At 74.9% G+C, this 25403-nt stretch carries 22 protein-coding genes; 9 read left to right on the top strand and 13 right to left on the bottom strand.

The window, feature by feature from the left end:
* Positions 1–60: 60 nt before the first annotated feature.
* The 3 genes from ACIQ87_RS19795 to ACIQ87_RS19785 all read right to left on the bottom strand — a co-directional run bounded on the left by ACIQ87_RS19795 (position 61) and on the right by ACIQ87_RS19785 (position 5738).
* A complete protein-coding gene (locus tag ACIQ87_RS19795) occupies positions 61–1029 on the bottom strand; it encodes an alpha/beta fold hydrolase (protein ID WP_402408198.1) in 969 nt (322 codons plus the stop codon).
* 158 nt (positions 1030–1187) lie between these two features.
* Positions 1188–4688, bottom strand: coding sequence for a S8 family serine peptidase (locus ACIQ87_RS19790; protein WP_402408196.1), 3501 nt, complete (start codon positions 4686–4688; stop codon positions 1188–1190).
* 198 nt (positions 4689–4886) lie between these two features.
* Positions 4887–5738, bottom strand: coding sequence for a siderophore-interacting protein (locus tag ACIQ87_RS19785; protein ID WP_402408193.1), 852 nt, complete (start codon positions 5736–5738; stop codon positions 4887–4889).
* Between the two features lie 81 nt (positions 5739–5819).
* Here ACIQ87_RS19785 and ACIQ87_RS19780 point away from each other — a divergent pair, with 81 nt between their 5' ends.
* Positions 5820–6683, top strand: coding sequence for a TetR/AcrR family transcriptional regulator (locus ACIQ87_RS19780; RefSeq protein WP_402408190.1), 864 nt, complete (start codon positions 5820–5822; stop codon positions 6681–6683).
* Here the strand turns inward: ACIQ87_RS19780 and ACIQ87_RS19775 are convergent.
* Positions 6680–6877, bottom strand: a complete 198-nt coding sequence (locus ACIQ87_RS19775; RefSeq protein ID WP_402408188.1) for a hypothetical protein — start codon at positions 6875–6877, stop codon at positions 6680–6682. The genes ACIQ87_RS19780 and ACIQ87_RS19775 overlap by 4 nt on opposite strands.
* 142 nt (positions 6878–7019) lie before the next feature.
* Between ACIQ87_RS19775 and ACIQ87_RS19770 the strand changes: the two genes are divergently transcribed.
* The 4 genes from ACIQ87_RS19770 (at position 7020) to ACIQ87_RS19755 (ending at position 10345) form a co-directional block, all read left to right on the top strand.
* Positions 7020–8336 carry a D-alanyl-D-alanine carboxypeptidase family protein gene (locus ACIQ87_RS19770; RefSeq protein ID WP_402408185.1) on the top strand — a complete coding sequence of 439 codons (1317 nt, stop codon included), beginning with the start codon at positions 7020–7022 and terminating at the stop codon, positions 8334–8336.
* Positions 8337–8484: 148 nt separating this feature from the next.
* A complete protein-coding gene (locus ACIQ87_RS19765) occupies positions 8485–8898 on the top strand; it encodes a PPOX class F420-dependent oxidoreductase (RefSeq protein WP_402408183.1) in 414 nt (137 codons plus the stop codon).
* 59 nt (positions 8899–8957) lie between these two features.
* Positions 8958–9908, top strand: a complete 951-nt coding sequence (locus ACIQ87_RS19760) for a hypothetical protein (protein WP_402408181.1) — start codon at positions 8958–8960, stop codon at positions 9906–9908.
* A 35-nt stretch (positions 9909–9943) separates the two neighbouring features.
* Positions 9944–10345, top strand: coding sequence for an NTP pyrophosphohydrolase (locus ACIQ87_RS19755; RefSeq protein WP_402408178.1), 402 nt, complete (start codon positions 9944–9946; stop codon positions 10343–10345).
* A 4-nt stretch (positions 10346–10349) separates the two neighbouring features.
* Here ACIQ87_RS19755 and ACIQ87_RS19750 read toward each other — a convergent pair whose 3' ends face one another.
* Entirely contained in the window at positions 10350–10805 is a 456-nt protein-coding gene (locus tag ACIQ87_RS19750) for a hypothetical protein (RefSeq protein WP_402408175.1), read from the bottom strand.
* Positions 10806–10866: 61 nt separating this feature from the next.
* Entirely contained in the window at positions 10867–12648 is a 1782-nt protein-coding gene (locus ACIQ87_RS19745; protein ID WP_402408281.1) for a TROVE domain-containing protein, read from the bottom strand.
* A 301-nt stretch (positions 12649–12949) separates the two neighbouring features.
* Here ACIQ87_RS19745 and ACIQ87_RS19740 point away from each other — a divergent pair, with 301 nt between their 5' ends.
* Genes ACIQ87_RS19740 through ACIQ87_RS19730 form a run of 3 tightly spaced genes read left to right on the top strand, consistent with a single transcriptional unit; the run spans position 12950 to position 15827 of the window.
* A complete protein-coding gene (locus ACIQ87_RS19740; RefSeq protein ID WP_402408174.1) occupies positions 12950–13111 on the top strand; it encodes a hypothetical protein in 162 nt (53 codons plus the stop codon).
* A complete protein-coding gene (locus ACIQ87_RS19735; protein ID WP_402408171.1) occupies positions 13108–15345 on the top strand; it encodes a heavy metal translocating P-type ATPase in 2238 nt (745 codons plus the stop codon). Before ACIQ87_RS19740 ends, ACIQ87_RS19735 begins: the two co-directional genes overlap by 4 nt.
* Positions 15346–15347: 2 nt before the next feature.
* The gene (locus ACIQ87_RS19730; RefSeq protein ID WP_402408169.1) at positions 15348–15827 is read left to right on the top strand and encodes a copper chaperone PCu(A)C; all 480 of its coding nucleotides are present in this window, start codon (positions 15348–15350) and stop codon (positions 15825–15827) included.
* Between the two features lie 171 nt (positions 15828–15998).
* Here the strand turns inward: ACIQ87_RS19730 and ACIQ87_RS19725 are convergent, their stop codons facing one another.
* Together ACIQ87_RS19725 and ACIQ87_RS19720 are read right to left on the bottom strand one after the other, a co-directional pair.
* Positions 15999–17006 carry an Acg family FMN-binding oxidoreductase gene (locus ACIQ87_RS19725; RefSeq protein WP_402408166.1) on the bottom strand — a complete coding sequence of 336 codons (1008 nt, stop codon included), beginning with the start codon at positions 17004–17006 and terminating at the stop codon, positions 15999–16001.
* Between the two features lie 196 nt (positions 17007–17202).
* The gene (locus ACIQ87_RS19720) at positions 17203–18054 is read right to left on the bottom strand and encodes a universal stress protein (protein ID WP_402408165.1); all 852 of its coding nucleotides are present in this window, start codon (positions 18052–18054) and stop codon (positions 17203–17205) included.
* 602 nt (positions 18055–18656) lie between these two features.
* On the opposite strand from ACIQ87_RS19720, the gene ACIQ87_RS19715 reads away from it, so the two are divergent.
* A complete protein-coding gene (locus ACIQ87_RS19715) occupies positions 18657–20354 on the top strand; it encodes a GAF domain-containing protein (protein ID WP_402408278.1) in 1698 nt (565 codons plus the stop codon).
* 63 nt (positions 20355–20417) lie between these two features.
* On the opposite strand, the gene ACIQ87_RS19710 is transcribed toward ACIQ87_RS19715, so the two are convergent.
* From ACIQ87_RS19710 to ctaD, 5 genes are all read right to left on the bottom strand, one after another.
* Positions 20418–21257, bottom strand: coding sequence for an alpha/beta fold hydrolase (locus ACIQ87_RS19710; protein WP_402408162.1), 840 nt, complete (start codon positions 21255–21257; stop codon positions 20418–20420).
* Between the two features lie 227 nt (positions 21258–21484).
* Positions 21485–21886, bottom strand: coding sequence for a pyridoxamine 5'-phosphate oxidase family protein (locus ACIQ87_RS19705; protein ID WP_402408159.1), 402 nt, complete (start codon positions 21884–21886; stop codon positions 21485–21487).
* Positions 21887–22094: 208 nt separating this feature from the next.
* Positions 22095–22811: a response regulator gene (locus tag ACIQ87_RS19700; protein ID WP_402408157.1), complete on the bottom strand. Its 717-nt coding sequence runs from the start codon at positions 22809–22811 to the stop codon at positions 22095–22097.
* A gap of 134 nt (positions 22812–22945) precedes the next feature.
* Complete coding sequence (locus ACIQ87_RS19695) at positions 22946–23479, bottom strand: hypothetical protein (protein ID WP_402408154.1); 534 nt, start codon at positions 23477–23479, stop codon at positions 22946–22948.
* 118 nt (positions 23480–23597) lie between these two features.
* Positions 23598–25370 carry a cytochrome c oxidase subunit I gene (gene ctaD / locus ACIQ87_RS19690; RefSeq protein ID WP_402408276.1) on the bottom strand — a complete coding sequence of 591 codons (1773 nt, stop codon included), beginning with the start codon at positions 25368–25370 and terminating at the stop codon, positions 23598–23600.
* Positions 25371–25403 lie beyond the last annotated feature (33 nt).

The raw sequence follows: 25403 nt of genomic DNA, 5'->3' as shown, positions 1-25403 counted from the left end.
GCCCTCCGTCCCCGGACGGCCGCGGCCTCCGTCCACGTCCGACCGCGGCCTGGCGCCCCACTACTTGTCGAGGTGCGCCAGGAAGTCCAGCAGTGCCGCGGTCACCTCGGCCGGGCGCTCCTGCTGCGTCCAGTGCCCGGTGTCCGGCAGCCGGACGTGGCCGTGCAGCCTGGGCAGCCGGTCCAACAGGTGGTCCAGCACCGGGCGCGGGACCAGCGCGTTGACCAGGTCCTGCTCGCCCACCACGAACAGCGCGGGCACCTCGACCGTCACCCCGCTGAAGGCGGCCAGGAGTTCGGCGCTGCGGTCGAGGTTGCGGTACCAGTTGAGGCCGCCGGTGAAGGCGCGCTCGCCGTGGGCGGCGTAGTCGGCCGTGAAGACGTCCAGGTCCGCGTCGGTGAGCCAGTCGGGCGGCCGCTCCGGCTCCGGGACGGTGTCCAGCAGCTTCCCGCCCTCGGGGACGATCCACGGCCGCGGCACGCCGTCCGGCTGCTTGCCGCAGAGGATCCGCCGCAGGCTGGCCTTGACGTCCGCGGCCAGCTCGGCGTCGGCCTTGCCGGGCTCCTGGAAGTAGACCTGGTAGAAGCCCTCGCCGAAGGCCGCCCGGGCGGCCTCGAGCGGCCGCGGCCCGCCCACCGGCAGCGGCGGCACGCTCAGTCCGGCCACCCCACGCACCAGGTCCGGCCGCAGCGCCGCGGTGGTCCAGGCGACCGGCGCGCCCCAGTCGTGACCGACCACGACGGCCCGCTCCTCGCCCAGTGCGCCGATCAGCGCGGTCACGTCGCCGACCAGGTGCAGCAGGGTGTAGGCGTCCACCTGCTCGGGCTGGGAGCTGCGGGCGTAGCCGCGCTGGTCCGGCGCGACGACCCGGTACCCGGCCTCGGCGAGCGGCGCGAACTGGTGCCGCCAGGAGTACCAGCTCTCCGGGAAGCCGTGCAGCAGCAGGACCAGCGGCCCCTCGCCCTGCTCGGCGTAGTGCAGCCGTACGCCGTTGACCTCGACCTCGCCGTGCTTGATCGCGTCGTTCAACTCCCGCTCCCTGGTCGGTCGGTCGGGCCGCAACGGCCCCTGTCCGGCCCAACGCCCGGAGGCGCCCGAAGGTTTCCGCGGACCACGACCCACCGGAAGCGGTCGAGGCCGCCCCGGAACTCCGGGACGGCCTCGGCCTCAGATGAAGTGACGTTACGTCAGTTCACGGTGTAGCTGTACGGGATCGCCGCGAGCACCGAACCGGTGGTGTTCAGGACGTTGTTGGCGGTGGCCACGCCGGTCGGGCCGGACACCAGGTACAGCACGCCCTTGACGGTGCTGCCCTTCGGGCCGGTCGGGGTCAGCGTCACCTGGAGCGAACCGGTGGCGCCGGGGGCGACGGTCACCGGGGTGGCGGCCGCGGCCGAGGCGTTCACCGAACCGGCGTACGGGTCACCGGTGCTGGAGGTCAGCGCCGGGTCGAAGGCCTGGGTGTGCGCGGTGGCCGTGATGGTGGAGGTGCCGGCCGGCGCGGAGCCGCTGCCGAACGGGCCGATCTGCTGGACGAAGGTGCCCCAGGTGCCGGGGACGACCGGCTGCTCGGGGGTGCCGTTGTCGGTCACCACCGAGACGGTCGAGCCGTCCTGGGCCTTCTTCAGGTCACCGAACAGGTCCGGCGAGCCGGCGGTGGCGCTCAGCTCGATCTGCGCCGGCGTCGAGGACGCCGCCACGGCCTTGAGCCGGTCGGTGCCCGGGGGCACCAGGAAGGACGGCACGCTGGAGCTGAGGCTCAGCGGCAGGCTGACGGTCGCCGAGGAGCCCTGCGGCACCAGCGGCACGTCCACCCGGCGGTCCAGTCGGCCGTCGGCCGCGATCCGCTGGGTCGCGACGGTGTTGTTGGTGTAGTTCACCTGGACGGTGACCGGCTTGCCGGCCGCCAGCCCGGTGCGCGGGTCGTTCGGCAGACCGGCCGCGGTGGCCTGGTTCTGGTTGAACGCGACGGTGCCGGTGAAGTCCTGGGCGAGCTCCTGGCCGCTGACCGGGCCGAGCACGTTCAGGACGAACCGCCAGCGGCCGGCGGCCGGGTTGACGGCGGTGGCCGAGACGCCGTTGCCGGTGCCGGCCAGGTTGCCCTGGGCGTCGAACTGCCCGTTGCCCTCGATGTCGACCGGGGTGCCGTTCGGGCTGATCAGCGCGCCCTGCATGAGCAGCTTCGAGTCCTTGGGGACGGTCAGGCCGACCCGCAGGTCCCGCTGGCCCTTCGGGACGTCGAAGGCGTAGGAGAAGCTCTGCGTCGGCGAGGAGCTGCGGGCGTTGCCACCGGTGATGGTGCCGGTGAAGGTGCCCTTGCCCTGGTTGACCGGCACCAGGCTGCGCAGCACGACCGGGACGCTGGTGGTGTTGCCGTTGGAGCCGGAGACCAGGACGGCCTCGCTGGAGTCGCCGCTGGTGGCCGGGGTGGTGAGCTGGACCTTGAGGGTCTTGGTCTGGCCCGGCTTCAGGTCGGTGGTGTTCGGGCTCACGGCGCCGGCCGGCACCGCGCGCTGGGTGGCGGTGCCGAGCTGGACGGCGCCGCTGTAGCCGGCCTTGCCGGCCGGGGTGTAGAGGATCGCGGTCCACTCGCCGGCCACCGGGTGCGGGACGTCCACCAGGCCGAAGTTCGCCGGGGTGGCGCCGCCCTGCGGACGGGTGTTGGTCTCGAAGCGGCCCGAGGGGTCGAGCAGCGTCATGCGGACCACCGGGCCGTTGGTGACCGGGTTGGGGGCACCCTGCCAGGCGATCGAGGCCGCGAGGCGGTCGGCGCCGGCCGGGACGGTGAACTTGACCTGCTTCTGCACCCAGTCCGCGCCGTTGGTCGCGTACTTGAAGGTGTCCTTCGAGGACGGGTCCAGCTGGACGGTCTGCCGGTCGCCCGACTGCGGGACGAAGCTGCGGGTCGCGGCGCTGACCGTCTGGGTGCTGTCACCGGTGTTGGTGACGGTCACGTCGGCGGTGTGGGTCGAGCCGGGGGCGCCGGCGATGTCGACCTGGCCGGTGTCGACCACGACGGTCCTGGCGCCGTCGGTGCCGTCCCCGTCGTCGTAGCCGCGCGCGGCCTCGACCGCGGCGCGGACGTTCAGCAGGCCGGCGCCCTGCTCCTCGGCCGGCACGCCGAGGTCGGTGGCGGTACCGGTGAGGAACTTCTTCACCAGCGCCGGGGACGGCGAGTCGCCGCCGTGGGTGTCGCGGTAGGCCTGGATGACCAGGGCCGCGGCGCCGGTGACGAACGGGGCCGACTGGCTGGTGCCGCCGAACGGCTGGATCGGCGAGGGCTGGCCGTTGTAGCCGGTGCAGTCGGTGTACTTGGCGGTGTCCGGCGTGCACAGCGCCCAGTCCGACTCACCGGGCGCGACCAGGTCGACGGTCCGGCCGGCCTGGGTGAAGCCGCCCGAGGAGAGCGCGGAGATGCGGTTGTCGCTCCAGGTCCCGTTGGAGAACTTGGAGGCCGCGTAACCGGTCTGCTGGTAGTTCTGGTTGTCGGTGGAGGCGCCGACCGCGATCACGTACGGGTCGGTGGCCGGGGTGCCGATGGTGCCGCTGATCCCGGCGTCACCGCTGGAGACGGCGACGGTGACACCGGCCTTGACGGCCTGCTCGTTGAAGAGCGAGATGGTGTCGTGCGCGCCGCTGTCCGGGGTGACGTTGCCGCCGAAGGACTCGTTCAGCACGTCGACGTGGGCGACCCGCACCGCGTAGTCGATCGACTGCAGGATCGAGGAGTTGGACATCATCTCGCCGCCGGCCTTCAGCGCGACCAGGTCGGCGTCCGGGGCGAGGCCGCGGATGCGGATGTTGCAACCGGCCGGCAGCGGGTGCGAGGAGTTGACGAACTTGGAGACGTCGTAGACCTGGCGGCCCTGGGCGATGACCGCCGAGGCGTCGCCGAAGGCCTCGGCCGCACCGGTCGGCGCGTCCCAGCCGTCGCCCGCGAAGTCCTGGTAGTCGACCACGGCGTGCGAGCCGTCGGCCCGGATGAAGTCCGGGTTGTTCGGGTCGAGGCCGTCCGCGATGTAGGCGACCTTGACGCCCTTGCCGGTGGCCAGGTCCTCCACGCCGGGCTTGCCGTTGCCGGTGACGGCCCGGGTGGAGTACAGGCCCTCGGGCTCCAGCAGCGGCTTGCCCGGGTCGGAGGGGCAGACCGTGTTGGTCGCGTTCTCCTCGGCGCCCTGACCGTTGCTGCCCGTAACGGCCTGCGGAGCGGCGTCGGCCTTGGGGGCCTTGGCGCCGGCACCGGCGGCGGCGTCCTTGGCCGCCTTCGCCTTGGTGGCGGCCGGCGGGGCGACCTGGACCTGGACGTCCGCCACCACGGAGGAGACGGCCGGGTCCGCCTGGAGCTGGGCGCGCAGGGCGGGGCTGACCGTGGCCGAGAAGGCGTTGCCGACCACGAAGCTCTTGATGTCGGTGCCGCCGCCCGCCTTGACCTTGTTCAGCAGCGGCGCCTGCGTGGAGGCGGTCTTCTGCTGCCGGGCGCCCAGGTGGCCGTGGTCGGCCGGGGCGTCCGCGATCTGGTCCTTCAGGATCACGATCACCGGTACCGGAGCCCCGTCCGCGGACGCCGCCCGGGCGTTCTGCGGATCGGGGGCCGGGGCCGCGCTCGCGATGGTCCCGAGGCTCAGGACCATGGACGCGGTGGTGACCGTGACGGCGGCTGCTAGCTGGGCTTTCCGCCAGCCGATCATATAAATCCTCTCGTCAGATGGATAGTCGAATGGATAGCTGACGCATTCCAACGCACCTGAGAGGATCACGACAAGGGGGTAAATCCCCATCAGAAAGTAAAGTTGACCATCAATCAGTAAAATTCGGGGAGGAAATCGGGCCGAATCCGCATCTTTCAACCGATCGGCCCCGAGCGGATCCGACCCCGTTCCCCCTGGTCAGTACCCGGCGGAACGCTCCTGAGCGTCCGCCAGGTCCTCGGTGGTCGGCGCGTCGTCCTGGGTCAGCCGATGGCGCCAGTAGCCGGTGAAGTCGATGTTCCCCTTCGGCACCCCCTCCCGCTCGACCAGGTGCCGCCGGATCGTCCGGACCGCCCCCGCCTCCCCGGCCAGCCAGACGAAGGGCTCACCGGCCGGCAGCACACCGCCCAGGAACGCCTCGGTCAGCACGGCGCCCGGAGCGGCGCCGTCGCGGTACAGCCACGTCACCTCCAGCTCGGCGCGACTCGTCAGCTCCTGACGCTCCGCCCGGTCGGCGACCTCGATCCACGCGTACGCCGACACCCCCTCGGGCAGCGCCCCGACCAGCGTCGCGAGCGCCGGCAGCGCGGTCTCGTCCCCGGCCAGCAGCACCCAGTCGGCGGCCGCCGCGGCCTCGGCGAACGGCACCGGCGGGGCGTACAGCCCGGAGGGGCCGACCATCCCGAGCCGGTCTCCCGGCGCGGCGCGCAGCGCCCAGGCGGCGGCCGGGCCGCAGTCGCCGTGCAGCACGAAGTCGATCTCGACCAGCCGGGTGCCGGGGCGGCGGCCGCGCAGGGTGAAGCTGCGCAGCAGCGGGCGCCGCTCCTCGGGGATCGCCAGGTAGGCCCGGTACCAGCCCATCGGGTCGTCCTGCCGGGCGGGCAGCAGCGGCTCGCGCTGCCCGGGGCGCGGGAAGCAGAGCTTGAGCTGCTGGTCGGGGGCGGTGCCGACGGCGTCGGGCAGTTCCTCGGCGGCGAAGGTGATCCGGGCGGTGCGGGGCGTGATCCGGCGGACTTCGACGACCTCGACGAAGGTGACGGGCAATGTCATCGCGAAACCCCTTCGGTTGGTAACCTTACGGCATAAAGAGTTGCCGTCGGGGCGATACTTTACGCCATAAGGAGATGCCGGATGACCGTCTACGCCGGGCAGGGCGACGCCCATCGCTCGCTCGCCCTGCTCTGGGGCGCACCCGAGGAGCCGCGCACCGGGCGCAGCGGCCCCAAGCCGGGCCTGAGCGTGGACGCGATCGTGTCCGCCGGAATCGCGGTCGCCGACGCCGAGGGCATGGCCGCGCTCTCGATGCGCGCCGTGGGCGAACGGCTCGGCCGGACCGCGATGGCGCTCTACACCTATGTGCCCGGCAAGGCCGAACTCCTGGACCTGATGCACGACCGGGCGCTCGCCGAAATCCCCACCGGGCGGCGGGTGTCGGGCAGTTGGCGGGATGACGTCACCGCCTGGGCCGAGGAACTGTACGCCTGCTACCTGCGCCACCCCTGGGTGCTCCAGGTCTCGCAGGCCCGCCCGGTCCTCGGCCCGGCCGAACTCACCGCGATGGAGGAGCTGTTGGGCGCGCTGCGACCGGCCGGACTGCCGCCGCTGCGGCTGCGCGGGGCGGTCGCCGCGCTCTGGCAGTTCGTCCGCGGCCTGGCCGCCACCACCGCCGACGCGCGCGGCGCGGCGGCCGCGACCGGGGTCGCCGACGAGGAGTGGTGGGCCGGCCGCTCGGCCCGACTCGCCGAGCTGGCACCGGACTTCGCGGAACGCTTCCCGCTGCTGGTCGCCCTGCAGAGCGCGGGCGGCGGCGCCCCGGAGGACAGCCACCGGGAGGCCTTCCGCAGCGGGCTCGCCGTCCTCCTCGACGGCATCGCGGCGCGGCAGCCGTCGACGGGGGAAGCGCCGGCGGGGGAACCGTCAATGGGGGAACCGCCAGTGCGGCGGCCGTCGGCGGGGGAACCCTCGGCAGGGGGACCTTCGGAACCACTCGTCTAGCCCCGCCGGGCGGCGGGGATCGCCAGCAGGACGCCGAGCGCCACCAGGACGGCGTACCCGGCGGTCTCGTGGCCCTCCGGCACCAGGAACCGGACGAAGCCGAACAGCCGGAAGCCGGCGATCCAGCCGGACACCAGGCCGGAGGCGCCGCCGACGATCAACACGAAACCGAGGTAGCCGAGCAGGGTCTTCATGCTCCCGAGCCTAGGAAGCCGCCCGCGGCCGGACATCCGACTTTCGGTGCGGCCCGGCGCCACCAAAGTCGTCTCCGCCCAGGCGGCTCCGGACGGAGCAGCAGGCCCGGCGCTCCGGCGTCGGCCCGGGTACGTTCGCCGTGTGCTTCCCACCCACGCGGCGCAGAAGAAACGTTCCGTCACCAGGGCCGCGGCCGGCGCCGCCGCCTCCGCCCTGGTGCTCACCGCCGTCGCCTCGTCCGCCCTCGCCCAGGACGCCGTCCCCGCCGTCGGCGGGGAGCGGCTCGGCCGCACCGCCGTCCAGGTCGCGCCGCTGGCCGGGGCGCCCGCGCTGCCGTCCGAGCTGACCGGCCGCTCCTGGCTGGTCGCCGACGCGTCCACCGGCGAGGTGCTCGCCGCCCGCGACGCCCACCTGCCGCTGCCTCCGGCCAGCACCCTCAAGATGCTGTTCGCGGACACCGTGCTGCCCAAGTTCGACCGGGCGCTGGAGCACAAGGTCACCCCGGACGAGCTCGCCAGCCTCGGCGCCGGCAGCAGCCTGGTCGGCGTCAAGGAGAACCTGCCGTACCGGGTCGAGGACCTCTGGCGGGGCGTGTTCCTCAGCTCCGGCAACGACGCCGTCCACGTGCTCGCCCACATGAACGGCGGCATCCAGCAGACCGTCGCCGAGATGCAGGAGCGCGCCCGGACACTCCAGGCCCGCGACACCAAGGTGATCTCCCCCGACGGCTACGACATGGACGGTCAGGTCTCCTCCGCCTACGACCTCACGCTCTTCGCCCGGGCCGGGCTGCGCAACGCCGACTTCCGCTCCTACTGCTCCACCCGCACCGCGCGCTTCCCCGGCGGGCTGGACAAGATCACCGGCCAGCGCACCAGCTTCGACATCGCCAACACCGACCGGCTGCTCGGCAAGTACCCCGGCCTGATCGGCGTCAAGAACGGCTACACCACCAACGCGGGCGCCACCTTCACCGGCGCCGCCGCACGCGACGGCCGCACCCTGCTGGTGACGGTGATGCACCCCAACGTGCAGGGCGCGGTGTACGACGAGGCCGCCAGCCTGCTCGACTGGGGCTTCGCGGCCGCCGGCAAGGTCCAGCCGGTCGGCAAGCTGGTCGACGACACCGCCGCTCCCTCCCCCGGCGCCACGGCCCAGGGCCAGGGCCGGTCCGAGGCCGACGAGCAGCTGCCGCCCTGGTCCCGTCCGCCGGTGGCCGACGGCTCCGGCTTCGGCCTCGCCCCCGCCGTCTGGACCGCCGCCGTCCTGGGCACCGCCCTCGCCGCCTGGGCCGTCTCCCGTGCCGCCGCCCGCCGCCGCACCGCCCCGGGCGCACCCGCGGCCGCCCCGGGGCACGACGGGGGCGGCGCCACCGGCGTCGGCAGGCGCGGCCTCACCCGCCGGGCCCGCGCCCTGGTCCGCTCCGCCCGGGCCGCCCGTGGCCGCGGACCCCGGTGACCGAGCGGACATCCCGGCCGGGCGGGCCACACCGGTGGCCGTCGTCCGCGGGACGGCCCGGCCGGGTGTCCCGCGCCGACCGGCCCCAGGGCGTGTCCGACAATTCGCGCCGGGCGGGCACTGTCGGACACGCCCTAGACTTCCGGCCATGACCACGCCCGACTCCTCCCCCGCGGCCCGGCTCGACCGGATCGTCCGGCTCTCCGCCGGGAGCTACCTGCTCGTCACCACCTACAAGAAGGACGGCACCGCCGTACCGACCCCGGTGTGGGTGGTGCGTGACGGGGAGGCCCTGGGCGTCTGGACGGTCGCGGACTCCTGGAAGGTCAAGCGGATCCGCAACCGCTCCGACGTGCTGGTCGGCCCGTGCGACGTCAAGGGCCGCCCGACCGGCGAGCAGTACCCCGCCACCGCCGAGATCCTCGGCCCCGAGCGCACCTCCGCCTACCGCACCCTGCTGCGTCAGAAGTACGGCCTGCTCGGCGTGCTCACCCTGCTCGGCAGCCGGCTGCGGCGCGGCGAGCGCGGCACCGTCGGCATCCGGATCACGCTCACGGACTGACCCCACCCGGCCCCCGGGCCGGGCGAACGGGCGGCGGCCGGGTTCGCTAACCTCCGGGGATGGCCACCTCCCCCCGCCCCGTTCGGCTCACCACCCGGCTCGTCGACGGACTCGTCTGCGCCTACGCCCCGGCCCCCGACGCCGTGGGCGTGCTGTCGCCCGCCGTGGCCTGCCGGCCGGCCGCCGGGGACGAGGTCGTCGGCCACACCGTCGCCGCCGACCTCCGGCACGCGTACTACACGACCCTGGACGCCGCCGTCTGCGTGGCGACGGCGGACGGCGCCGAGGTCTGGCGGTCGCGGTTCGAGCCGGAGGGGCACTCCGTCCACGGCCACCGGCCCGCCTGCGAGCTGTCCCCGGACGGACGGGTGCTCTGGGTCTACCGGCCCGACGTGCTGGCGGGCCGCGACCGGCCGGACCAGTGGGTCGCCGTGGACGCCGCGACGGGAGCGGTCCTCGCCCGGACGGACCTGGAGACGGCCGGGCACGGCGGCATCCAGCTTCCGCACCCGGCGAGCGGCCGGATCTTCCTCAACGTGGGCGAGGGACAGGACGGCACGGTCGTCCATCACGCGTCGCTGGTCGACGGCCGGATCGAGCTCGTCGGCTACCCCTGGGTCGACCGGTGCCTCATCGACCTCTCGCCCGACGGCCACCGGTTCCTGACCGTCGACCACGCGCAGAACGACCTCACCGTCCACACCTTCCCCGGGGGCGAGGTGGCGTTCACCCTGACGGCCGAGGACTTCGGGCACGACCCGGAGGCCGTCTGCCTGGAGTGGAGCGGCGGCTACCTGACCGCGGACACGCTCGTCGCCACCCTCGTCGGCGAGACCGAGGACGAGCAGGACTGGTTCGGGCACTACCTCGTCGACGCCCGGTCCGGCCGGATCCGGGGCGGGTTCGACGCCCACACGGCGGAGCCGTACGACGTCCTGCCGCTCGGGGACGGCTCCTGGCTCACCACCGACTCCTCGGGCCACCCGGTCCGCTGGACCGCCACGCCCTGAGGAGTGCCGCGGGCGGGGGTGGCAGGCTGACGGCCATGGACGAGAACGAGGCCGCGCCGCTCCCCCTGCTGGTGGTCGACGGCGCGAACGTGGTCGGGTCGGTGCCGGACGGCTGGTGGCGGGACCGGCGGGGTGCCGCCGAGCGGCTGCGGGACGCGCTGGTCGCCGTCGCCGGGCGGGGTGTGCCCGAGCTGCCGGGACCGCTGGAGGTGGTCCTGGTGGTGGAGGGCGCGGCCCGGGGTGTCGCCGGGGTGCCGGGGGTGCGGGTGGTGGAGGCGAGCGGGAGCGGGGACGACCGGATCGTGGAGCTGGTCCGGGACGAGAAGGCCCGCCACCCTGCCCGCACCTATCTGGTCGCCACCGCCGACCGCGAACTGCGGGCCCGGGTCGGCGCGTTGGGCGCCGCCGCCACCGGGCCGCGCAGCGTGCGGCCGTAGGACCTCAGTCGGCCTGGACGGCGTACATGCCCCAGTGGATGGACGGGTCCGAGGTGTGCGCGGTGAACAGCAGGTCCTGGCCCGGGCGGGCGGGGACCTCCACCGAGCCGATGCCGGTCGAGTCCGTCGGGCACTGGACCGTGAAGTCGGCCGGCGCCTCGCCGCCGATGTGCACGTCCACCGAGCCGCCGCCACGGCAGCCGAGCGTGAACGTGAACGGCAGCGACGGGTTCACCGAGGCCGACACGGCGCCGCCGTCGCCGATCCAGTCCGGAATCCAGAGCAGCGCCTCCGGCCCCGGGTGCGGCAGGATCTCGCCCGTCCCCGGCTGGCCCAGAGCCCCGGCCGGAGCCGTGGCCCCGCCCGTGGCCGGCTCCGCCACCGCCGACCCGGCGACGGCGAGAACCGCCCCCACCGCCCCCGCCACCGCCACGAAGCCGCGCTTCTTCATACGCTTCACCGCTGATTCCCCCTTCGGTGTCCCTTGGTCGTACGCCTGGTGTTCGGCGCACGGAGCAAACCTACGACGCCCCACTGACAGACCACGTCTGCCCGGAGGAGACCTGTCTGGCGCCACCGTCACCGGCCCGCGCGGTGTGCGGAACCGACCGCTCCCAGGGGCGGCCGGCGGCGTGGCCGCCCTCCAGCAGCGGGATCAGCTCGAAGGAGACGTCGCTGAGCCCGCCGAAGGTGTGGCGGTGCGGGCCCGGGGCGGTGTGGCCGGTGGCGTAGCCCGCGAGGTTCCAGGTGTACACCGGAACGTCCTCGGGGACGAAGGCGAACGGGTCGGTCCGCGACGGGTGGGCCTGCTCGTCGGTCACCACGACCACCCGGTCGTGTTCCCGGTAGCGCCGGCGGACCACGGCGGCCGTGTCGGTGCCGCCCATGTCGCGGAAGAGCCGCAGGGTCCCCAGGACGGACGGCTCCGGTTCGACCGCCCGGCTGCCGGTGCCGAACTGGAACAGGTCGGCCTGTTCGGCCCGCAGGGCCAGCGCGGTGCCGAAGAGGGCGGCCGTGTCCGCCCGGTTGAGCCGCGTCCGGGCCGACGGCTGGTCGAACATCGAGCCCGAGCGGTCCACCAGCACCAGGGTGCGGCCGGGCAGCGCGGGAACCCTGGCCAGCGAGTGGCCGAGGGCGCTCTCCAGCGCCTCGGACCAGCGCGCGGAACCCGCCGCGCGGTGGGCGGCCAGGAAGCGGAACGGGAACTGCCGGGAGCGCCGGACCTCCTCGCCGTCCGCGATCCGGCCGGCCACCCGCGCCGCCACCTCGTCGCCGACCCCGGCCTGGTCGAAGTTGCGCAGGTTGCGCACCAGTGCCATCAGGCCCATCGAGGGGATGACGGCCTCCCAGACGGCGGCGTCCAGCGGGCCCTGCAGCCAGCCGGCCAGTGCCTCCCAGGTCATCCCGGCGTCGGCGAGGCGCTGCGCGCCGCCGGGCTCGGTGACCAGCGCTCGGCGGTCGGCCCGCGGGACGGCGAGCAGCGCGTGGTGGGCGCTCAGCAGGTGCTCGCCGGCGGGCGGCTGGGCGCGGTCCGGGTGGTGGCGGCGGTCCAGGGCGTACCGGAACAGTGCGCCCTGCCAGGGCCTGTCCGGGTCGGGCGCGGGGTGGGTGAGCTCCAGGACGTCGCCGAAGCGGAAGCCGTGCGAGGGGGTGTCGTACTTCAGCAGGGCACGGCCCGTGTAGAGCCGGCGCACCGCGTCGCCGATGCCCCGGCGCAGCGGCTGGGGCAGCCGGCGGCCGTACCGGCCCGTCCAGTACTCCAGCAACTCGCCAGGCTCGTCAGGGCGTTGGAGTACCGCGTCGACGGCCTGCCGGGAGTGCCCGGCGGCTCCTGCCGCGGCCCTGGCGTGGACGAACTCGGCGGCGCCGACCAGGGCGGCGGTGCGGATGCGGAACTCGGTGCGCAGCCGGCGCAGCAGGTCGAGGGTCCACTCGGGGGCGCTCACGGCGTGCTCGCGGACCAGTCGCCGGTAGCGCTCGTCGCGTTCGGCGGCCGCCTCGTAGAAGCTCTCCTGTCCGTACAGGTGGGTGACGGCCAGCAGGAACAGCTCCTCCTTCGGTTCCCGGAGGTGGCCGGTGCCGCCCTGGTGGTTGGTGACCGCCGCTCCCGGGGCGGCCTTCGCGGTGCCCGCCCTGCGGACGACGGGGGGCGGTGCCGAGCGCAGGTGCTCGACCGCCGGAATCGGCCACAGGTCGCCGGTGGCGAGCGGGGAGGACACCCCTCGCCTGGTGAGTCCCGGTAGTTCTCGCTGGATCTCGGCCCTGGTGGCGGCCTTGGTCCGTTGGCGGTTGAACCGGGTCATGCAGAGGTCCCCCTGGTGGGTGGTCAGGCTGAGGCGGGCGCGCAGGCGCGGGGTGCGGGGTGCGGGGCACGGGCTGAAGCGGGCGCCTCCCGGGATCAGAGGTGGCACCGGGTGCACTTGGTTTCGTCAGGAAGTAACCGGGGCCGGGGCGCATCGGGAGGCGCCGTCCGGGACGCTACCCGCTCGGGCCGCGGCCGTCATCCGAATTGATCGGCGCTCCGATTTCGGACCGTACGGGAACCGATCGCGGTGCCCGTCCGACTGCTGGGGCGTGAGTGCGAAGTCGCCGGGTGTCCGGCCGTTGAGTGTGCTGGCGGGGTTCGTCCTGCTGCTGGTGGTGGTGTTCGTGGTGGCCTACGGGGTGGGACGGCAGGTCGGGCCGGTGGCGCCCGGGTTGCGGCCGAGCAGCGGGGGCGGCGCGTCGCCCGGGATGGGCGGGCACGACATGGGCGGGATGCGATGAGCGCCGTCGCCGAGCCCGTGGTCGCCACCGATCTGGCGGTCGGCGGGATGACCTGCGCCGCCTGTGTGGGCCGGGTCGAGAAGCGGTTGGCCCGGATCGAGGGCGTGACGGCCGGGGTGAACCTGGCCACCGGGCGGGCCCGGGTGCTGCATCCGGCCGGGGTACCGGTCGCGGAGCTGGTCGCGGCCGTCGAGCGGGCGGGCTACACCGCCGAGCCGCTGCCCGCGGGGGCGCCGGTCGGGGTCGCGGCCGAGGAGCCGGACGACCGGTGGCGGCTGCTGGTCACCGCCCTGTCGGCCGTCCCGGTGCTGGTGCTGTCGATGGTGCCGTCGGCGCAGTTCACCGCCTGGCAGTGGGTCTGTTTCGCGCTCGCCGTCCCGGTGGTGACCTGGGGGTCGGCCGGTTTCCACCGTCGGGCCTGGCAGGGGCTGCGGCACGCGGCGGCGACCATGGACACCCTGGTCAGCCTGGGCGTGGTGGCCTCCTTCGGCTGGTCGGCGTACGCGCTGTTCCTCGGCGGGGCCGGCGATCCGGACATGCGGATGCCGTTCTCGCTGACCGCCGACGGCGGCGGCACCGCGCACGTGTACCTGGAGGCGGCGGTCGGCGTGCCGCTGTTCGTGCTGGCCGGGCGGCTGCTGGAGGGCCGGGTGCGCCGGCGCAGCGGGTCCGCGCTGCGGGCGCTGGCCGAGCTGGGCGCCAAGCAGGTGTGCCTGCGGGGGGCGGACGGCGAGGAGCGCCTGGTGCCGATCGAACTGCTACTGCCCGGGCAGGAGTTCGTGGTGCGGCCCGGCGAGCGGGTGGCCACCGACGGGGTGGTGGTCGAAGGGGGTTCGGCGCTCGACCTGAGCCTGCTGACCGGGGAGAGCGTGCCGGTCGAGGTCGGCCCCGGGGATCCGGTGGCGGGCGCGACGGTGAACGTCGGCGGTGCGCTGGTGGTCCGGGCCACGGCCGTCGGCGCGGACACCCAACTGGCCCGGATCACCGCCCTGGTGGCGGAGGCCCAGGCCGGCAAGGCGCGGGCGCAGCGGCTGGCGGACGCGGTGGCCGGGGTGTTCGTGCCCTGTGTGCTGGCGGTCGCGGCGAGTGTGCTGGGCTTCTGGCTGGGCGCGGGCGCGGCCCCGCAGGCGGCGGTGACGGCGGCGGTCGCGGTGCTGGTGGTGGCCTGCCCGTGCGCGCTGGGGCTGGCCACGCCGACGGCGCTGCTGGCGGCGACGGGGCGGGGCGCGGAGCTGGGCGTGCTGGTGCGCGGCCCGGAGGTGCTGGAGAGCCTGCGCCGGGTGGACACGGTGGTGATGGACAAGACCGGGACGCTGACCACCGGCCGGATGGAACTGGCGGACGTCACCACCACCGGCGGCCTCACCGGGGACGAGGCCCTGCGCCTGGCCGGCGCGGTCGAGCACCGCTCCGAGCACCCGATCGGCCGGGCGGTCACGGACGCGGCGCGGGAGCGCTGCGGACCGCTGCCCGCGGCGGAGGGCTTCCGGGCCGCCACCGGTCTCGGGGTGTCCGGAACGGTCGAGGGCCGGGCCGTACGGGTGGTGCGGCCCGACGACACCGCCCTGCCGCCGGACCTGGCCGAGGCGGCCGCGCGGGCCGGGAAGGCCGGCCGCACGGCCGTCGTGGTCGAGCTGGACGGGCGGCCGGCGGCCGTGCTGACGGTCGGCGACACGCTGCGCCCGGGCAGCTGGCGGGCGCTCCACCGGCTGCGCGGGCTGGGCCTGGAGACCGTCCTGCTGACCGGGGACGGCCCCGGCGCCGCCCGGGCGGTGGCCGCCGAGCTGGGCATCGAGGGGGTGCACGCCTCGGCCTCCCCCGAGCACAAGGCCGAGGTGGTCGCCGAACTGCGCGCCGCCGGGCGGACCGTGGCGGTGGTCGGCGACGGCGTCAACGACGCGGTGGCGCTGGCCTCGGCGGACCTCGGGGTGGCACTGGCCTCCGGCAGCGACGCCGCGATCGGCGCGGCCGGGCTGACCCTGGTGCGCGGTGACATCGAGGCGGTGGTGGACGCCGTACGGCTGGCGCGGCAGACCCTGGCGACCATCCGGGCCAACCTGCTCTGGGCCTTCGGCTACAACCTGGTACTGATCCCGCTGGCGGCCGTCGGACTGCTCAACCCGATGCTGGCGGCGGTCGCCATGTCGCTGAGCTCGCTGCTCGTGGTGGGCAACAGCCTGCGGCTGCGCACCTGGGAGCCGGGGCGGGGCAAGAGCCGAGGGGGACGCCGGTGAGGGTGTCCGAGAGGTTCAGGGTGGCGGGCCCGCCGGTCGGCGCGGCGGCCCTGGCGCTGGTCCTGCTCACCGGGTGGACGGCGGTCGGCGGGGCCGGCCGCACCCGCCCGGTGGAGGCCGGGCCGGGCTGGGTGCTGCTGCCGACGGCGGGCGCGTCCGCCGCCACGGCGGCCTTCTTCACGGTCCGTAACCCGGGCGACGTGCCCGACGAACTGACCGGCGCCAGCTGGGAGTTCGGCGGCCGGATCACCCCGAAGCGGCATCTGCACCAGGGCGCGGCGGGCCGCTGGGAGCCGGCGCCGGCGCTGCCGGTGCCGGGCCGCGGCGAGCTGCGGATGGCCCCGGAGGACGCGGACCTGATGATCGCCGACCCGCCGCCGCTGCGGGCCGGCCAGTGGGTGGAGTTCACCCTCACCTTCCGCCACAGCCCGCCGCTGCGGCTCGGCGCCCGGGTGCTGCCCGCGGCCGAGCGGCCGCGCTGAGCAACGGCGAACGCGACGGCGAAGGCCCGGGCCGCTCCCACCGGCCCGGGCCGCTCCCACCGACTCGGGGCAGCCCCACCGACTCGGGCCACTCCCACCGACTCGGGGCAGCCCCACCGATTCGGGCCACTCCCACCGACTCGAGGCAGCCCCACCGGCTCGGGGCAGCGCTCAGGACGGGCGCTCCCCGAGCGTCTCCTCGACCTTCCGCCGCGGGGTGGCCGCGCCGGACGGGCCGTAGCCGGCCCGCAGCACCAGCTGGACGTGGCCCGGCCCGCTGTCCGGGTCGCGCAGCGCCCAGCGGGTGTCAGGCCACTCGATCGCCTGGTGCCAGATGGTGAGCCGGACGCCGTACGCCGTGGCCAGCAGCCAGACCCGCTCCAGCGCCTGCCCGGTGCGCAGCCAGTCCAGCGGGCCGTCGCCGGGGGTGGTGAGGGTGCACAGCTGGGGCAGCGCCTCGAAGCGCCGGGACGGCTGCGCGGGGGCCTCCGGCGGGCGGCCGCCGAACTCGCGCATCGGCACCCGGGCGTCGTGGTCCTGCGGGCCGAGCGCGGCGTGCGGGATGCCGTCCTCGGCGGTGCCGTCGTCGGACCGCAGCCAGGCCCGCGACTCGGCGGTACGGGCCGGGTCGGCGGCGTTGCGGCTCTCGGCCTCGGCGGTGAGCGCCTGCACCCGCCGTACGCCGTCCTCCTCCAGCGCGGCCAGCGTGACGCCCTCCTCGCGGGCGGCGTCGATCAGCTCACCGATCACCGCCTCGGGCACGTCGCGCTGGGCGAACGGCTCGCGGCTGGAGTGCCGGGCGGCGATGGCGGGGTAGAGGTCCCGGCCGAAGGGCGTGAGTTCGGCGGCCGGGCGGGAGAGGTCGAGCACGGCGAGCAGTTCGGGCTCGGCGGCGTCCGGCAGCAGCCGGACCAGTGGTTCCCGGTCCAGCTGCCCGGCCGCCACCCGCAGGTTGAACACGGCCGCGCCGACCGCGATGTGCACCGCGGCGCCGACCGGGTCGGCCAGCGGCACGGAGCGCGCGGTGTCGGCGTACACGGCGAGCCCGCGCCCGTCCGGGGTCGGCACGAAGCGCCAGGGCTGGCTGTTGTGCAGCGACGGCGCCGCGCCGCCGGCGGCGGCGAGCAGGCGCAGGTCGGCCGCACTGAGCATCTGGGTGAGAGCCGGGTCGAGCGTCATGGCGATCCACTCCTTCAACCACGGGGCGTCGGCTTCGCCTCCGGGCACGCGCACCCGCCAGGAGGTCCCGCTGCTTCCGAGCGTGCGCGCCCGGTGGGGCCCGAGGACAGGGCCCTTGGGCCCGTCCTTCGGCCCGTCATCAGGCCCGTCCGGTGGATCCGGGACGGGGGCGGGATCCACCGGACGGGCCGCTCCGTCACCCGTGCGGGACGACCGCGACGGGGGCCTCGGCGTGGTGCAGTACGGCGTGCGCGACCCGGCCCAGCCGGGGGCCGATCTCGATCGGGCGGCGGCCGCGGCCGAGGACGACCAGCGCGGCGCCCGCGGAGGCCTCGACCAGGGCGCGGGCGGCGCCGAGCTGCACGTCCTCGACCACCTCGACCTCCGGGTGCTGCTCGCGCGGGCCGGCCAGGGCGAGCGAGAGCAGCTTGGCCTCCAGCGCCTCCAGCTGGGCGAGCTCGGCCGCCGGGACGGCGCCGCCCGCGTAGCCGAACACCGGCGGGAGGTCCCAGCCGTGCACCGCCCGGACCCGGGCGCCGCGCAGGGCCGCCTCACGGAAGGCGAAGTCGAGCACCTCCGTCTCGGGGGTGTGGGCGTCGACGCCGACCACCACCTCGCCCTCGCCGGCCTCGCCCTCCTCGCGCACCACGACCAGCGGTACGCTGCTGTGCCCGGCCACCGACATGCTGACCGACCCGAGCAGCAGGCCGGTGAAGCCGCCGCGGCCGCGCGAGCCGAGCACCAGCAGCTCCGCCTCCGCCGCGGCGGCCACCAGACCGTCCACCGGCGCGTCCAGGACGGCGTCGGTCCCCACGGTCAGGTCCGGGTGCAGGCGGCGGACGTCCTCGGCGGCCTCGGCGAGCGTGTTGCGGACGGCCGCGGGCAGGTCGTCCTGCTCGGCGAAGGAGGACACCCCGTCGGTCAGCCACGGCCAGGCGTGCACCAGGCGCAGCGAGGCGCCGCGGCGCACCGCCTCGGCGGCGGCCCAGTGGACGGCCGCGGTGCTCTGCGGCGAGCCGTCGACCCCGGCCAGCACGGTTGACGTCATGAGAGTTCCTCCACACTGTCGACACGCTGTCGACGCTCGGCGGTTCGGTGCGGGCCGCGGTGCGCTCTGACGCCCCGTCCGCTCCTTCCCCACCCTGGCAGTGACGCAGGACCGGCGGCAGAGGCCGCAGGACCCCCTGCGGCGGGACGAAAGGCCCCGCCCGACGGAGCCTACGGCCGACCCCGCCGTCCCCACCAATGACACGGCAACCGGTGCCCGGCTCCTGCCGCCCCGCCCCCCGCGGCGTCCTGCCGCGTCGTCACCACCTCACCGCCGTCCCGCTCCGTCCCGCGTCGTCACCACCTCACCGCCGTCCCGTTCCGTCCCGCGTCCACCGGAAGGCCGGCACACGACGCTGACACCCCGGGCCCGCCGGCCGCCCGGATCCCTCCCCGGCCCGGTGCCGGGTCCCCCGTTCGGTCTATCGTGTAATGGACATTCCCGCTGGTCGGACGGCGCCCGAGCCGGGCCGGGCGGTGGGAGCGGCCGTCCGCAGGGCGGATGGGGCACGTCCGGACGGTGGACGGGCCGGTCAGGGCGGCACGACGAGGAGGACAGCGGTGGGCGGAGCGGACGGCAGCGCGACGGGTGGCGGCGCGCGGATGCCACGGCTGCGCCTGGACGAGCTGCTGGAGGAGCTCCAGGGGCGGATCGACGCGGCGCGCGGCACCCAGAACCGGGTGCACAGCCTGCTGGAGGCGGTGCTGGCGGTCGGGCGGGAGCTGGACCTGGCGCAGGCGCTGCACCGGATCGTGGAGGCGGCGGCCGACCTCGTGGACGCCCGGTACGCGGCGCTCGGGGTGATCGGGCCGGACGGGCACACCCTGTCGCAGTTCCTGACGGTGGGCCTGACCGAGGAGGAGATCGCCGAGATCGGCCCGCCGCCGTCGGGCCGGGGCATCCTGGGCGAGCTGATCCGCGAGCCGCAGCCGCTGCGCTGCCCGGTGCTGTCCGACCACCCGGCCTCGGTCGGCTTCCCGGCGAACCACCCGCCGATGCACACCTTCCTGGGGGTGCCGGTGCGGGTGCACGGCGAGGTGTTCGGCAACCTCTACCTGACCGACAAGCGCGGCGGACTGGACTTCGACGAGGACGACGAGGCGGTGATCGCCACCCTGGCGGTCGCGGCCGGCGTGGCGATCGACAACGCCCGGCTGTACGAGGAGGCGCAGCTGCGCCAGCGCTGGCTGCGGGCGAGCACGGAGATCACCCGCAGCCTGCTGTCGGGGGCGCCGCGGCTGGAGGTGGTCGAGCTGATCGCCCGCCGGGCGCGGGAGATCTCGGGCGCCGAGCTGGCGGACGTCTCGGTGGCGCTGGCCGGCCCGGAGGAGCGGGCCGAGGAGCTGACGGTGGAGGTCGCGCTGGGCGGCACGCCGTCGGCGCGGCTGGGGGTGACGGTGCCGGTGGACGGCACGCTGTCCGGTGCCGCGTACGCCTCCGGCTCGCCGGCCACGAGTGACGAGCTGGCCTGCGACGACCGGTTCAGGGCCGGCCCGGCGGGCCGCTTCGACGGGCTGGGCGCGGCGGTGGCGGTGCCGCTGGGCACCGGTGCCGGGTACGGGCGGGGTGTGCTGCTGCTGGCCAGGGCACAGGGGCAGCCGGCCTTCGGGCCGGAGGAGACCGGCCCGCTGCTGGGTTTCGCCGACCAGGCCGCGCTGGCCCTGGAGCTGGCCGAACGGCGGCGCGACGCCGAGCAGTTGAACCTGCTGGAGGACCGTGACCGGATCGCCCGGGACCTGCACGACCTGGCGATCCAGCGGCTGTTCGCGACCGGGATGACGCTGCAGAGCGCGGGCCGGCTGATCGAGAGCCAGGCCGCGGCGGACCGGGTGGCCCGGGCGGTGGCCGACCTGGACGAGACCATCAAGATCATCCGCTCGACCATCTTCGGCCTGCGCGCCCACAGCGAGCCGGACCGCGGTCTGCGCGCCCGTGCCACCCGGGTGGTCACCGATGCCCAGGGCCCGCTCGGATTCCCGCCCCGGCTGAGCATGGAGGGCCTGCTGGACACCGACGTGCCGCAGGAGCTGGCCGGGCACGTGGTCGCCGTCCTCGCCGAGGCGCTCAGCAACGCCGCCCGGCACGCCGGGGCGTCCCGGGTCGAGGTGACGCTGCGCGCCCTGGCCGGGCGGGTGGTGCTGACCGTGACGGACGACGGTGTCGGCGTGCCCGAGGGCGGGCGGCGCAGCGGGCTGCGCAACCTCGCCGAGCGCGCCGACCGGGCCGGCGGCTCGTTCACCGTCGACCCGGCCGAGGGCGGCGGCACCCGGCTGGTGTGGGAGGCCCCGATCGGGTCCTGAGGACCCCTCCCGACGCGGAGGCCCGCCGCCGCCGGGGCCGGCCCCGGCGGCGGGCCAGGGCCGTCAGCCCCGCAGGGCCCGCAGGAAGCCGAGCAGGTGGGCGTTGAACTCCTCCGGCCGCTCCATGTTCGGGTAGTGCCCGGTGTCCTCGACGATCACCGCGCGCCCGTCGACGACGGTGCGGACGACCCGCTCCGCCAGGCCGATGTGGTCCACGGAGTCGATGCCGCCGTTGATCGCCAGCAGCGGGACGGTGATCCCGGTCAGCCGCTTCCAGGTGTCCGTCACCGGCACCAGGTACTGGGGCTCGTCGGGGGTGTGCTTGGCGACGGTGTTCCGGGTCATCTCCTTGAGCCGGCGCACCACTTCGGGATCGACCTCGTCCAGGCGGCGGTGCGGCCCGGAGGCGAGGCGGGTGAAGGAGTCGAGCCAGCGCTCGCCGTCGCCCTCGGCCAGCGCGGCGTTCTGCTCGTCGCGGAGTTCGCCGAGCCACGGGTCCTTGAACTCGGACTCGCCGGTGCCGTTGCCGCTGATCACCAGCGCGCGGACCAGCTCGGGGTGTTCGAGGGCCAGGTCGAGGGCGATCGTCCCGCCCATGGAGAGCCCGACCACGACCACCGGGCCGAGGCCGAGGTGGCGCAGCAGGTCGGCCAGGTCGTCGGCCGGGCGGAACGGCCGGCTCGCGTTGGCGGAGGCGCCGTGGCCGCGGGTGTCCGGTGCGATCACCCGGTACTCGGGCAGCAGGGCGGGGAGCTGGTCCGCCCAGCTCCGGTGGTCCAGCAGGCCGCCGTGCAGCAGCACCAGCGGTTCGCCCGTACCGGCGTCGAGGTAGGCGAGGCGGCCGTGGCCGCTGTCGAAGGAGCGCAGGTCGTCGGGGGAACCGGTCGCGGCGGATTCAGTCATGACGCGATTTTAGGTTCGAGTGACCTGCCGGCCCCGGGCGGGTGCCGGGGCTCCTCGCCGGGCGCCGAGCGGCCCGGCGGAGGAGGAACGGCGGGCCCGCGCCCGGGAGTTCGCCGTGCCAGCCGAGGCCACCCGCTCGTCCACTCCGATCCGGACACTGCGGCGTACGCCCAATTCCCGCACACCGCCGAGGAGTTGCCCGGGCCGCCCGAGGGTGCCGGCGGGGCTCAGGCGAGGCAGCGGCCGATGACCAGTTCCGGACGGATCCGGATCCGTACGGTGTCACCCGCGTCGGCGCTCCTGCCGGCCGGGCGGACCTGGGCGCGGCCGAGGACGGTGACGAACCAGCCGGAGCCGTCCCGGCCGTCCACCTCGTCGGCCTCGAAGGCGATCACCGCGCCGTCGACGGCCCTGGCCAGTTCGGAGCCGGCCGGCGCCGAGAGCAGCACGCCGCCGGGGCCCAGCCGGAACGGCACAGGCAGGACGGCCGGGAGGGCGTCGACGGTGTAGACCACCCGGCCGACGTCGGCCCTGGCCAGCAGCTCCAGCGAGCGCCTGCGGTCGAGTTCGCGGAGTTCGGGAAGGTCGTACGGGACGGGCCGGGGGAACGGGAGGTGGTCGCGGTTCATGCGAGCGATGCTCGCCCGCGACCGGGCCCGGTCGCGAGGGCCGATGGTCCCGGCGAGGGCCCGCTCCGAGGAGCGCCGACCCCGGGACCGAAGGCCCGTTCGGCCCCGAACGGCACCAAACAGGCCCGAACAGTACCGAACGGGCCCAAGCGACACCAAACGGGCCCGAACGACACCGAACGGGCCCGGACAGCCGCGAACGGCCGGGTCAGTACCGGCCGGAGCGCAGCCCGGAGGACTGCGGGGCGGCGGCCTGGCGCAGTTCGGTGGCGATCAGGGCGGCCTGCACCCGCCGCTCGACGCCGAGCTTGGCGAGCAGCCGCGAGACGTGGTTCTTGACGGTCTTCTCGGCGAGGTAGAGCCGCTCGCCGATCTGCCGGTTGGTCAGGCCCTCGCCGATGAGTTCGAGGACCTCCTGCTCGCGCGCGGTCAGGCCCGGGCCGGTGGTCACCGGCTGGGCGGGCTCGGCGTCGCTGCGCAGCCGGTTGAGGAGGCGGGTCGCGGCGCCGGGGTCCAGCATCGAGCGCCCGGAGGCGACGGTGCGGACGGCGGCGACCAGGTCGGTCCCGCTGATCTGCTTGAGCACGTACCCGGCGGCGCCCGCCATCACGGCGTCCAGCAGCGCCTCCTCGTCGTCGAAGGAGGTCAGCATCAGACAGGCGAGGCCGGGCATCCGCGAGCGCAGCTCACGGCAGACGGAGACGCCGTCGCCGTCGCCCAGCCGGACGTCCAGCACGGCCACGTCGGGCCGCAGCGCGGGCACCCGGACGAGCGCCTGCTCGGCCGTCGCCGCCTCCCCGACCACTTCCAGGTCCGGCTCGCCGTCCAGCAGGTCGTGCACCCCGCGGCGCACCACCTCGTGGTCGTCCAGCAGGAACACCCGGACCGGCGCCGAGGCCTCGGCACCCTCCGTCTTGGTCGCCATCACGCGGCTCCACCTTCGTCACCCCCGCACACTCCCAGCGGGGCCCAGGGCATCATCCCCCACGGCCGGCCACCGGCCCAGGGCCCAAGGGCCCCATCGCGACCGGGTCGCAGGACCCGGCCGACGGGCGCGTCTCAGCGCCCCTGCCGCCGGATGTTGCCCAGCCCCATCAGCAGGAAGGCGAGCGCGACGCCCGCGCCGCTGACCGCCGCGAGCGCCACCCGGGGCACGACCTCGCCGCCGCCGGACAGCAGGATGGCCACCGCCCCGAGCAGGGCGACGGCCGTACCGACCACCAGCCACCCGGCCAGGGCCAGCGCCGGCGGGCGGTTGGAGCGCGGGGCGGGCCCGGCGTCCAGGGCGGCCCAGCGGGCCGCCGTCTCGCGCACCTCCCGGCGGCGGTCCCACAGGGCCCGCACCCGCAGCGCCGTGCCGCCGACCAGTCCGGCGAGCGCGACCTGTGCGGCGGGCCGCCAGTCCGTGAGGACGAGCAGCAGCCCGCCCGCGAGCGCGAGCCCGGCCCACCACAGCACGCACGCCGCGGCGGCGGTGCGGGTGGAGCGGGGCCGGTCGGCGCCGGCCTGGAGGTCGGCGATGGCGGGCAGGTACCAGACACAGCCGCTCGCGGTGAGGGCGGCGGTGCCGATGGCGAGAACGGTGTGGTTCACGACCCGGCCTTCCTGGTCACGAAGGGGTGAGGAGAGGGGAGAAATCAGGAGCGGAGGGGCCGTCCCCGCCCGCCCGGGGGCAGCGACGCGGGCGGGGACGGCGTTCGGGGGGGCGGGATCAGCCGCCCTCGGTGGGCCCGGCGTCCGGGTCCTTGGTGGCCACGGCGGCGGCCGCCCGGTCCGCCCGGCTCAGCGGCCGGTCGTACTTCGCCGGCTCCACGTCACCCAGGTGCGTGGCGGGCTTGCCGCTGTTCTCCAGGATGTCCCGGGCCGCGATGTCCGGGTGGTGGAGGTCGAAGGCCGGGGATTCGGAGCGGATCCGCGGCAGCTTGACGAAGTTGTGCCGCGGCGGCGGGCAGGAGGTGGCCCACTCCAGCGAGCGGCCCCAGCCCCACGGGTCGTCCTCGGTGACCTTCTCGCCGTACTTGGCGGTCTTCCAGACGTTGTAGAGGAACGGCAGGATCGACAGGCCGAGCAGGAACGAGCCGATGGTCGAGACGGTGTTCAGGGTGGTGAAGCCGTCCGAGGCCAGGTAGTCGGCGTAGCGGCGCGGCATGCCCTCCACGCCCAGCCAGTGCTGGACCAGGAAGGTGGCGTTGAAGCCGATGGTCAGCGTCCAGAAGGTGATCCGGCCGAGCCGCTCGTCGAGCTTCTTGCCGGTCATCTTCGGCCACCAGAAGTGGAAGCCCGCGAACATCGCGTAGACCACGGTGCCGAACAGCGTGTAGTGGAAGTGCGCGACCACGAAGTACGAGTCGGAGACGTGGAAGTCGATCGGCGGGGCCGCGAGCAGCACGCCGGTCAGGCCGCCGAACAGGAAGGTGACCAGGAAGCCGACCGTCCAGAGCATCGGGGTCTCGAAGCTCAGCGAGCCCTTCCACATGGTGCCGACCCAGTTGAAGAACTTCACCCCGGTCGGGACGGCGATCAGGAAGGTCATGAAGGAGAAGAACGGCAGCAGGACCTGTCCGGTGACGTACATGTGGTGCGCCCACACCGTCACCGACAGGCCCGCGATGGCCACCGTCGCGGCGATCAGGCCGGCGTAGCCGAACATCGGCTTGCGGCTGAACACCGGTATGACCTCCGAGACGATCCCGAAGAACGGCAGCGCCAGGATGTACACCTCGGGATGCCCGAAGAACCAGAACAGGTGCTGCCAGAGCATCGCCCCGCCGTTGGCCGGGTCGAAGACGTGGGAGCCGAACTTGCGGTCGCACTCCAGCGCCAGCAGCGCGGCGGCCAGCACCGGGAAGACCAGCAGCACCAGCACCGAGGTGAGCAGCACGTTCCAGCAGAAGATGGACATCCGGAACATGGTCATTCCGGGCGCGCGCATGCAGATGATGGTGGTGATGAAGTTGACGGCGCCGAAGATGCTGCCGAAGCCGGACAGCGTCACGCCCATGATCCACATGTCGGCGCCGACGCCGGGCGAGTGGATCGCGTCGGACAGCGGCGCGTAGAGGAACCAGCCGAAGTCGGCGGCGCCCTGCGGGGTCGCGAAGCCGGCCGCGGCGATCAGCGAGCCGAACATGAACAGCCAGTACGACAGCATGTTCAGTCGCGGGAAGGCGACGTCCGGGGCACCGATCTGGAGCGGCATGATCCAGTTGGCGAAGCCGGTGAACAGCGGCATGGCGAACAGCAGCAGCATCACCGAGCCGTGCATGGTGAACGCCTGGTTGAACTGCTCGTTGGAGAGGATCTGCGTTCCGGGCCGTGCGAGTTCGGCGCGCATGACCAGGGCGAGGATGCCGCCGATCAGGAAGAACGCGAACGATGACACCAGGTACATGGTGCCGATCGTCTTGTGGTCGGTGGTGGTCAGCAGCCTGACCAGGGCCGAACCGGGCCTCCTGGCCCTGACCGTCCCCGCGGGGATGGCCATTGGCGGTGAGGTGGGGTCGCCCTGTGCCTGGGT

Origin of the sequence: Kitasatospora sp. NPDC096204, assembly GCF_044763205.1 — a bacterium.
GTDB lineage: Bacteria > Actinomycetota > Actinomycetes > Streptomycetales > Streptomycetaceae > Kitasatospora.
Note: the sequence above shows the minus strand (reverse complement) of the source record. Positions and strands in the feature narration are given on the sequence as shown.

What these genes read in the sequence shown, in the direction of transcription:
- ACIQ87_RS19745 (WP_402408281.1), bottom strand. Translation starts at nt 12,648, where the DNA reads ATGACCCGGTTCAACCGCCAACGGACCAAGGCCGCCACCAGGGCCGAG.
- ACIQ87_RS19785 (WP_402408193.1), bottom strand. Translation starts at nt 5,738, where the DNA reads ATGACATTGCCCGTCACCTTCGTCGAGGTCGTCGAAGTCCGCCGGATC.
- ACIQ87_RS19720 (WP_402408165.1), bottom strand. Translation starts at nt 18,054, where the DNA reads ATGACGTCAACCGTGCTGGCCGGGGTCGACGGCTCGCCGCAGAGCACC.
- ACIQ87_RS19715 (WP_402408278.1), top strand. Translation starts at nt 18,657, where the DNA reads ATGCCACGGCTGCGCCTGGACGAGCTGCTGGAGGAGCTCCAGGGGCGG.
- ACIQ87_RS19765 (WP_402408183.1), top strand. Translation starts at nt 8,485, where the DNA reads ATGACCACGCCCGACTCCTCCCCCGCGGCCCGGCTCGACCGGATCGTC.
- ACIQ87_RS19780 (WP_402408190.1), top strand. Translation starts at nt 5,820, where the DNA reads ATGACCGTCTACGCCGGGCAGGGCGACGCCCATCGCTCGCTCGCCCTG.
- ACIQ87_RS19735 (WP_402408171.1), top strand. Translation starts at nt 13,108, where the DNA reads ATGAGCGCCGTCGCCGAGCCCGTGGTCGCCACCGATCTGGCGGTCGGC.
- ctaD (WP_402408276.1), bottom strand. Translation starts at nt 25,370, where the DNA reads ATGGCCATCCCCGCGGGGACGGTCAGGGCCAGGAGGCCCGGTTCGGCC.
- ACIQ87_RS19755 (WP_402408178.1), top strand. Translation starts at nt 9,944, where the DNA reads ATGGACGAGAACGAGGCCGCGCCGCTCCCCCTGCTGGTGGTCGACGGC.
- ACIQ87_RS19725 (WP_402408166.1), bottom strand. Translation starts at nt 17,006, where the DNA reads ATGACGCTCGACCCGGCTCTCACCCAGATGCTCAGTGCGGCCGACCTG.
- ACIQ87_RS19700 (WP_402408157.1), bottom strand. Translation starts at nt 22,811, where the DNA reads ATGGCGACCAAGACGGAGGGTGCCGAGGCCTCGGCGCCGGTCCGGGTG.
- ACIQ87_RS19775 (WP_402408188.1), bottom strand. Translation starts at nt 6,877, where the DNA reads ATGAAGACCCTGCTCGGCTACCTCGGTTTCGTGTTGATCGTCGGCGGC.
- ACIQ87_RS19790 (WP_402408196.1), bottom strand. Translation starts at nt 4,688, where the DNA reads ATGATCGGCTGGCGGAAAGCCCAGCTAGCAGCCGCCGTCACGGTCACC.
- ACIQ87_RS19710 (WP_402408162.1), bottom strand. Translation starts at nt 21,257, where the DNA reads ATGACTGAATCCGCCGCGACCGGTTCCCCCGACGACCTGCGCTCCTTC.
- ACIQ87_RS19705 (WP_402408159.1), bottom strand. Translation starts at nt 21,886, where the DNA reads ATGAACCGCGACCACCTCCCGTTCCCCCGGCCCGTCCCGTACGACCTT.
- ACIQ87_RS19760 (WP_402408181.1), top strand. Translation starts at nt 8,958, where the DNA reads ATGGCCACCTCCCCCCGCCCCGTTCGGCTCACCACCCGGCTCGTCGAC.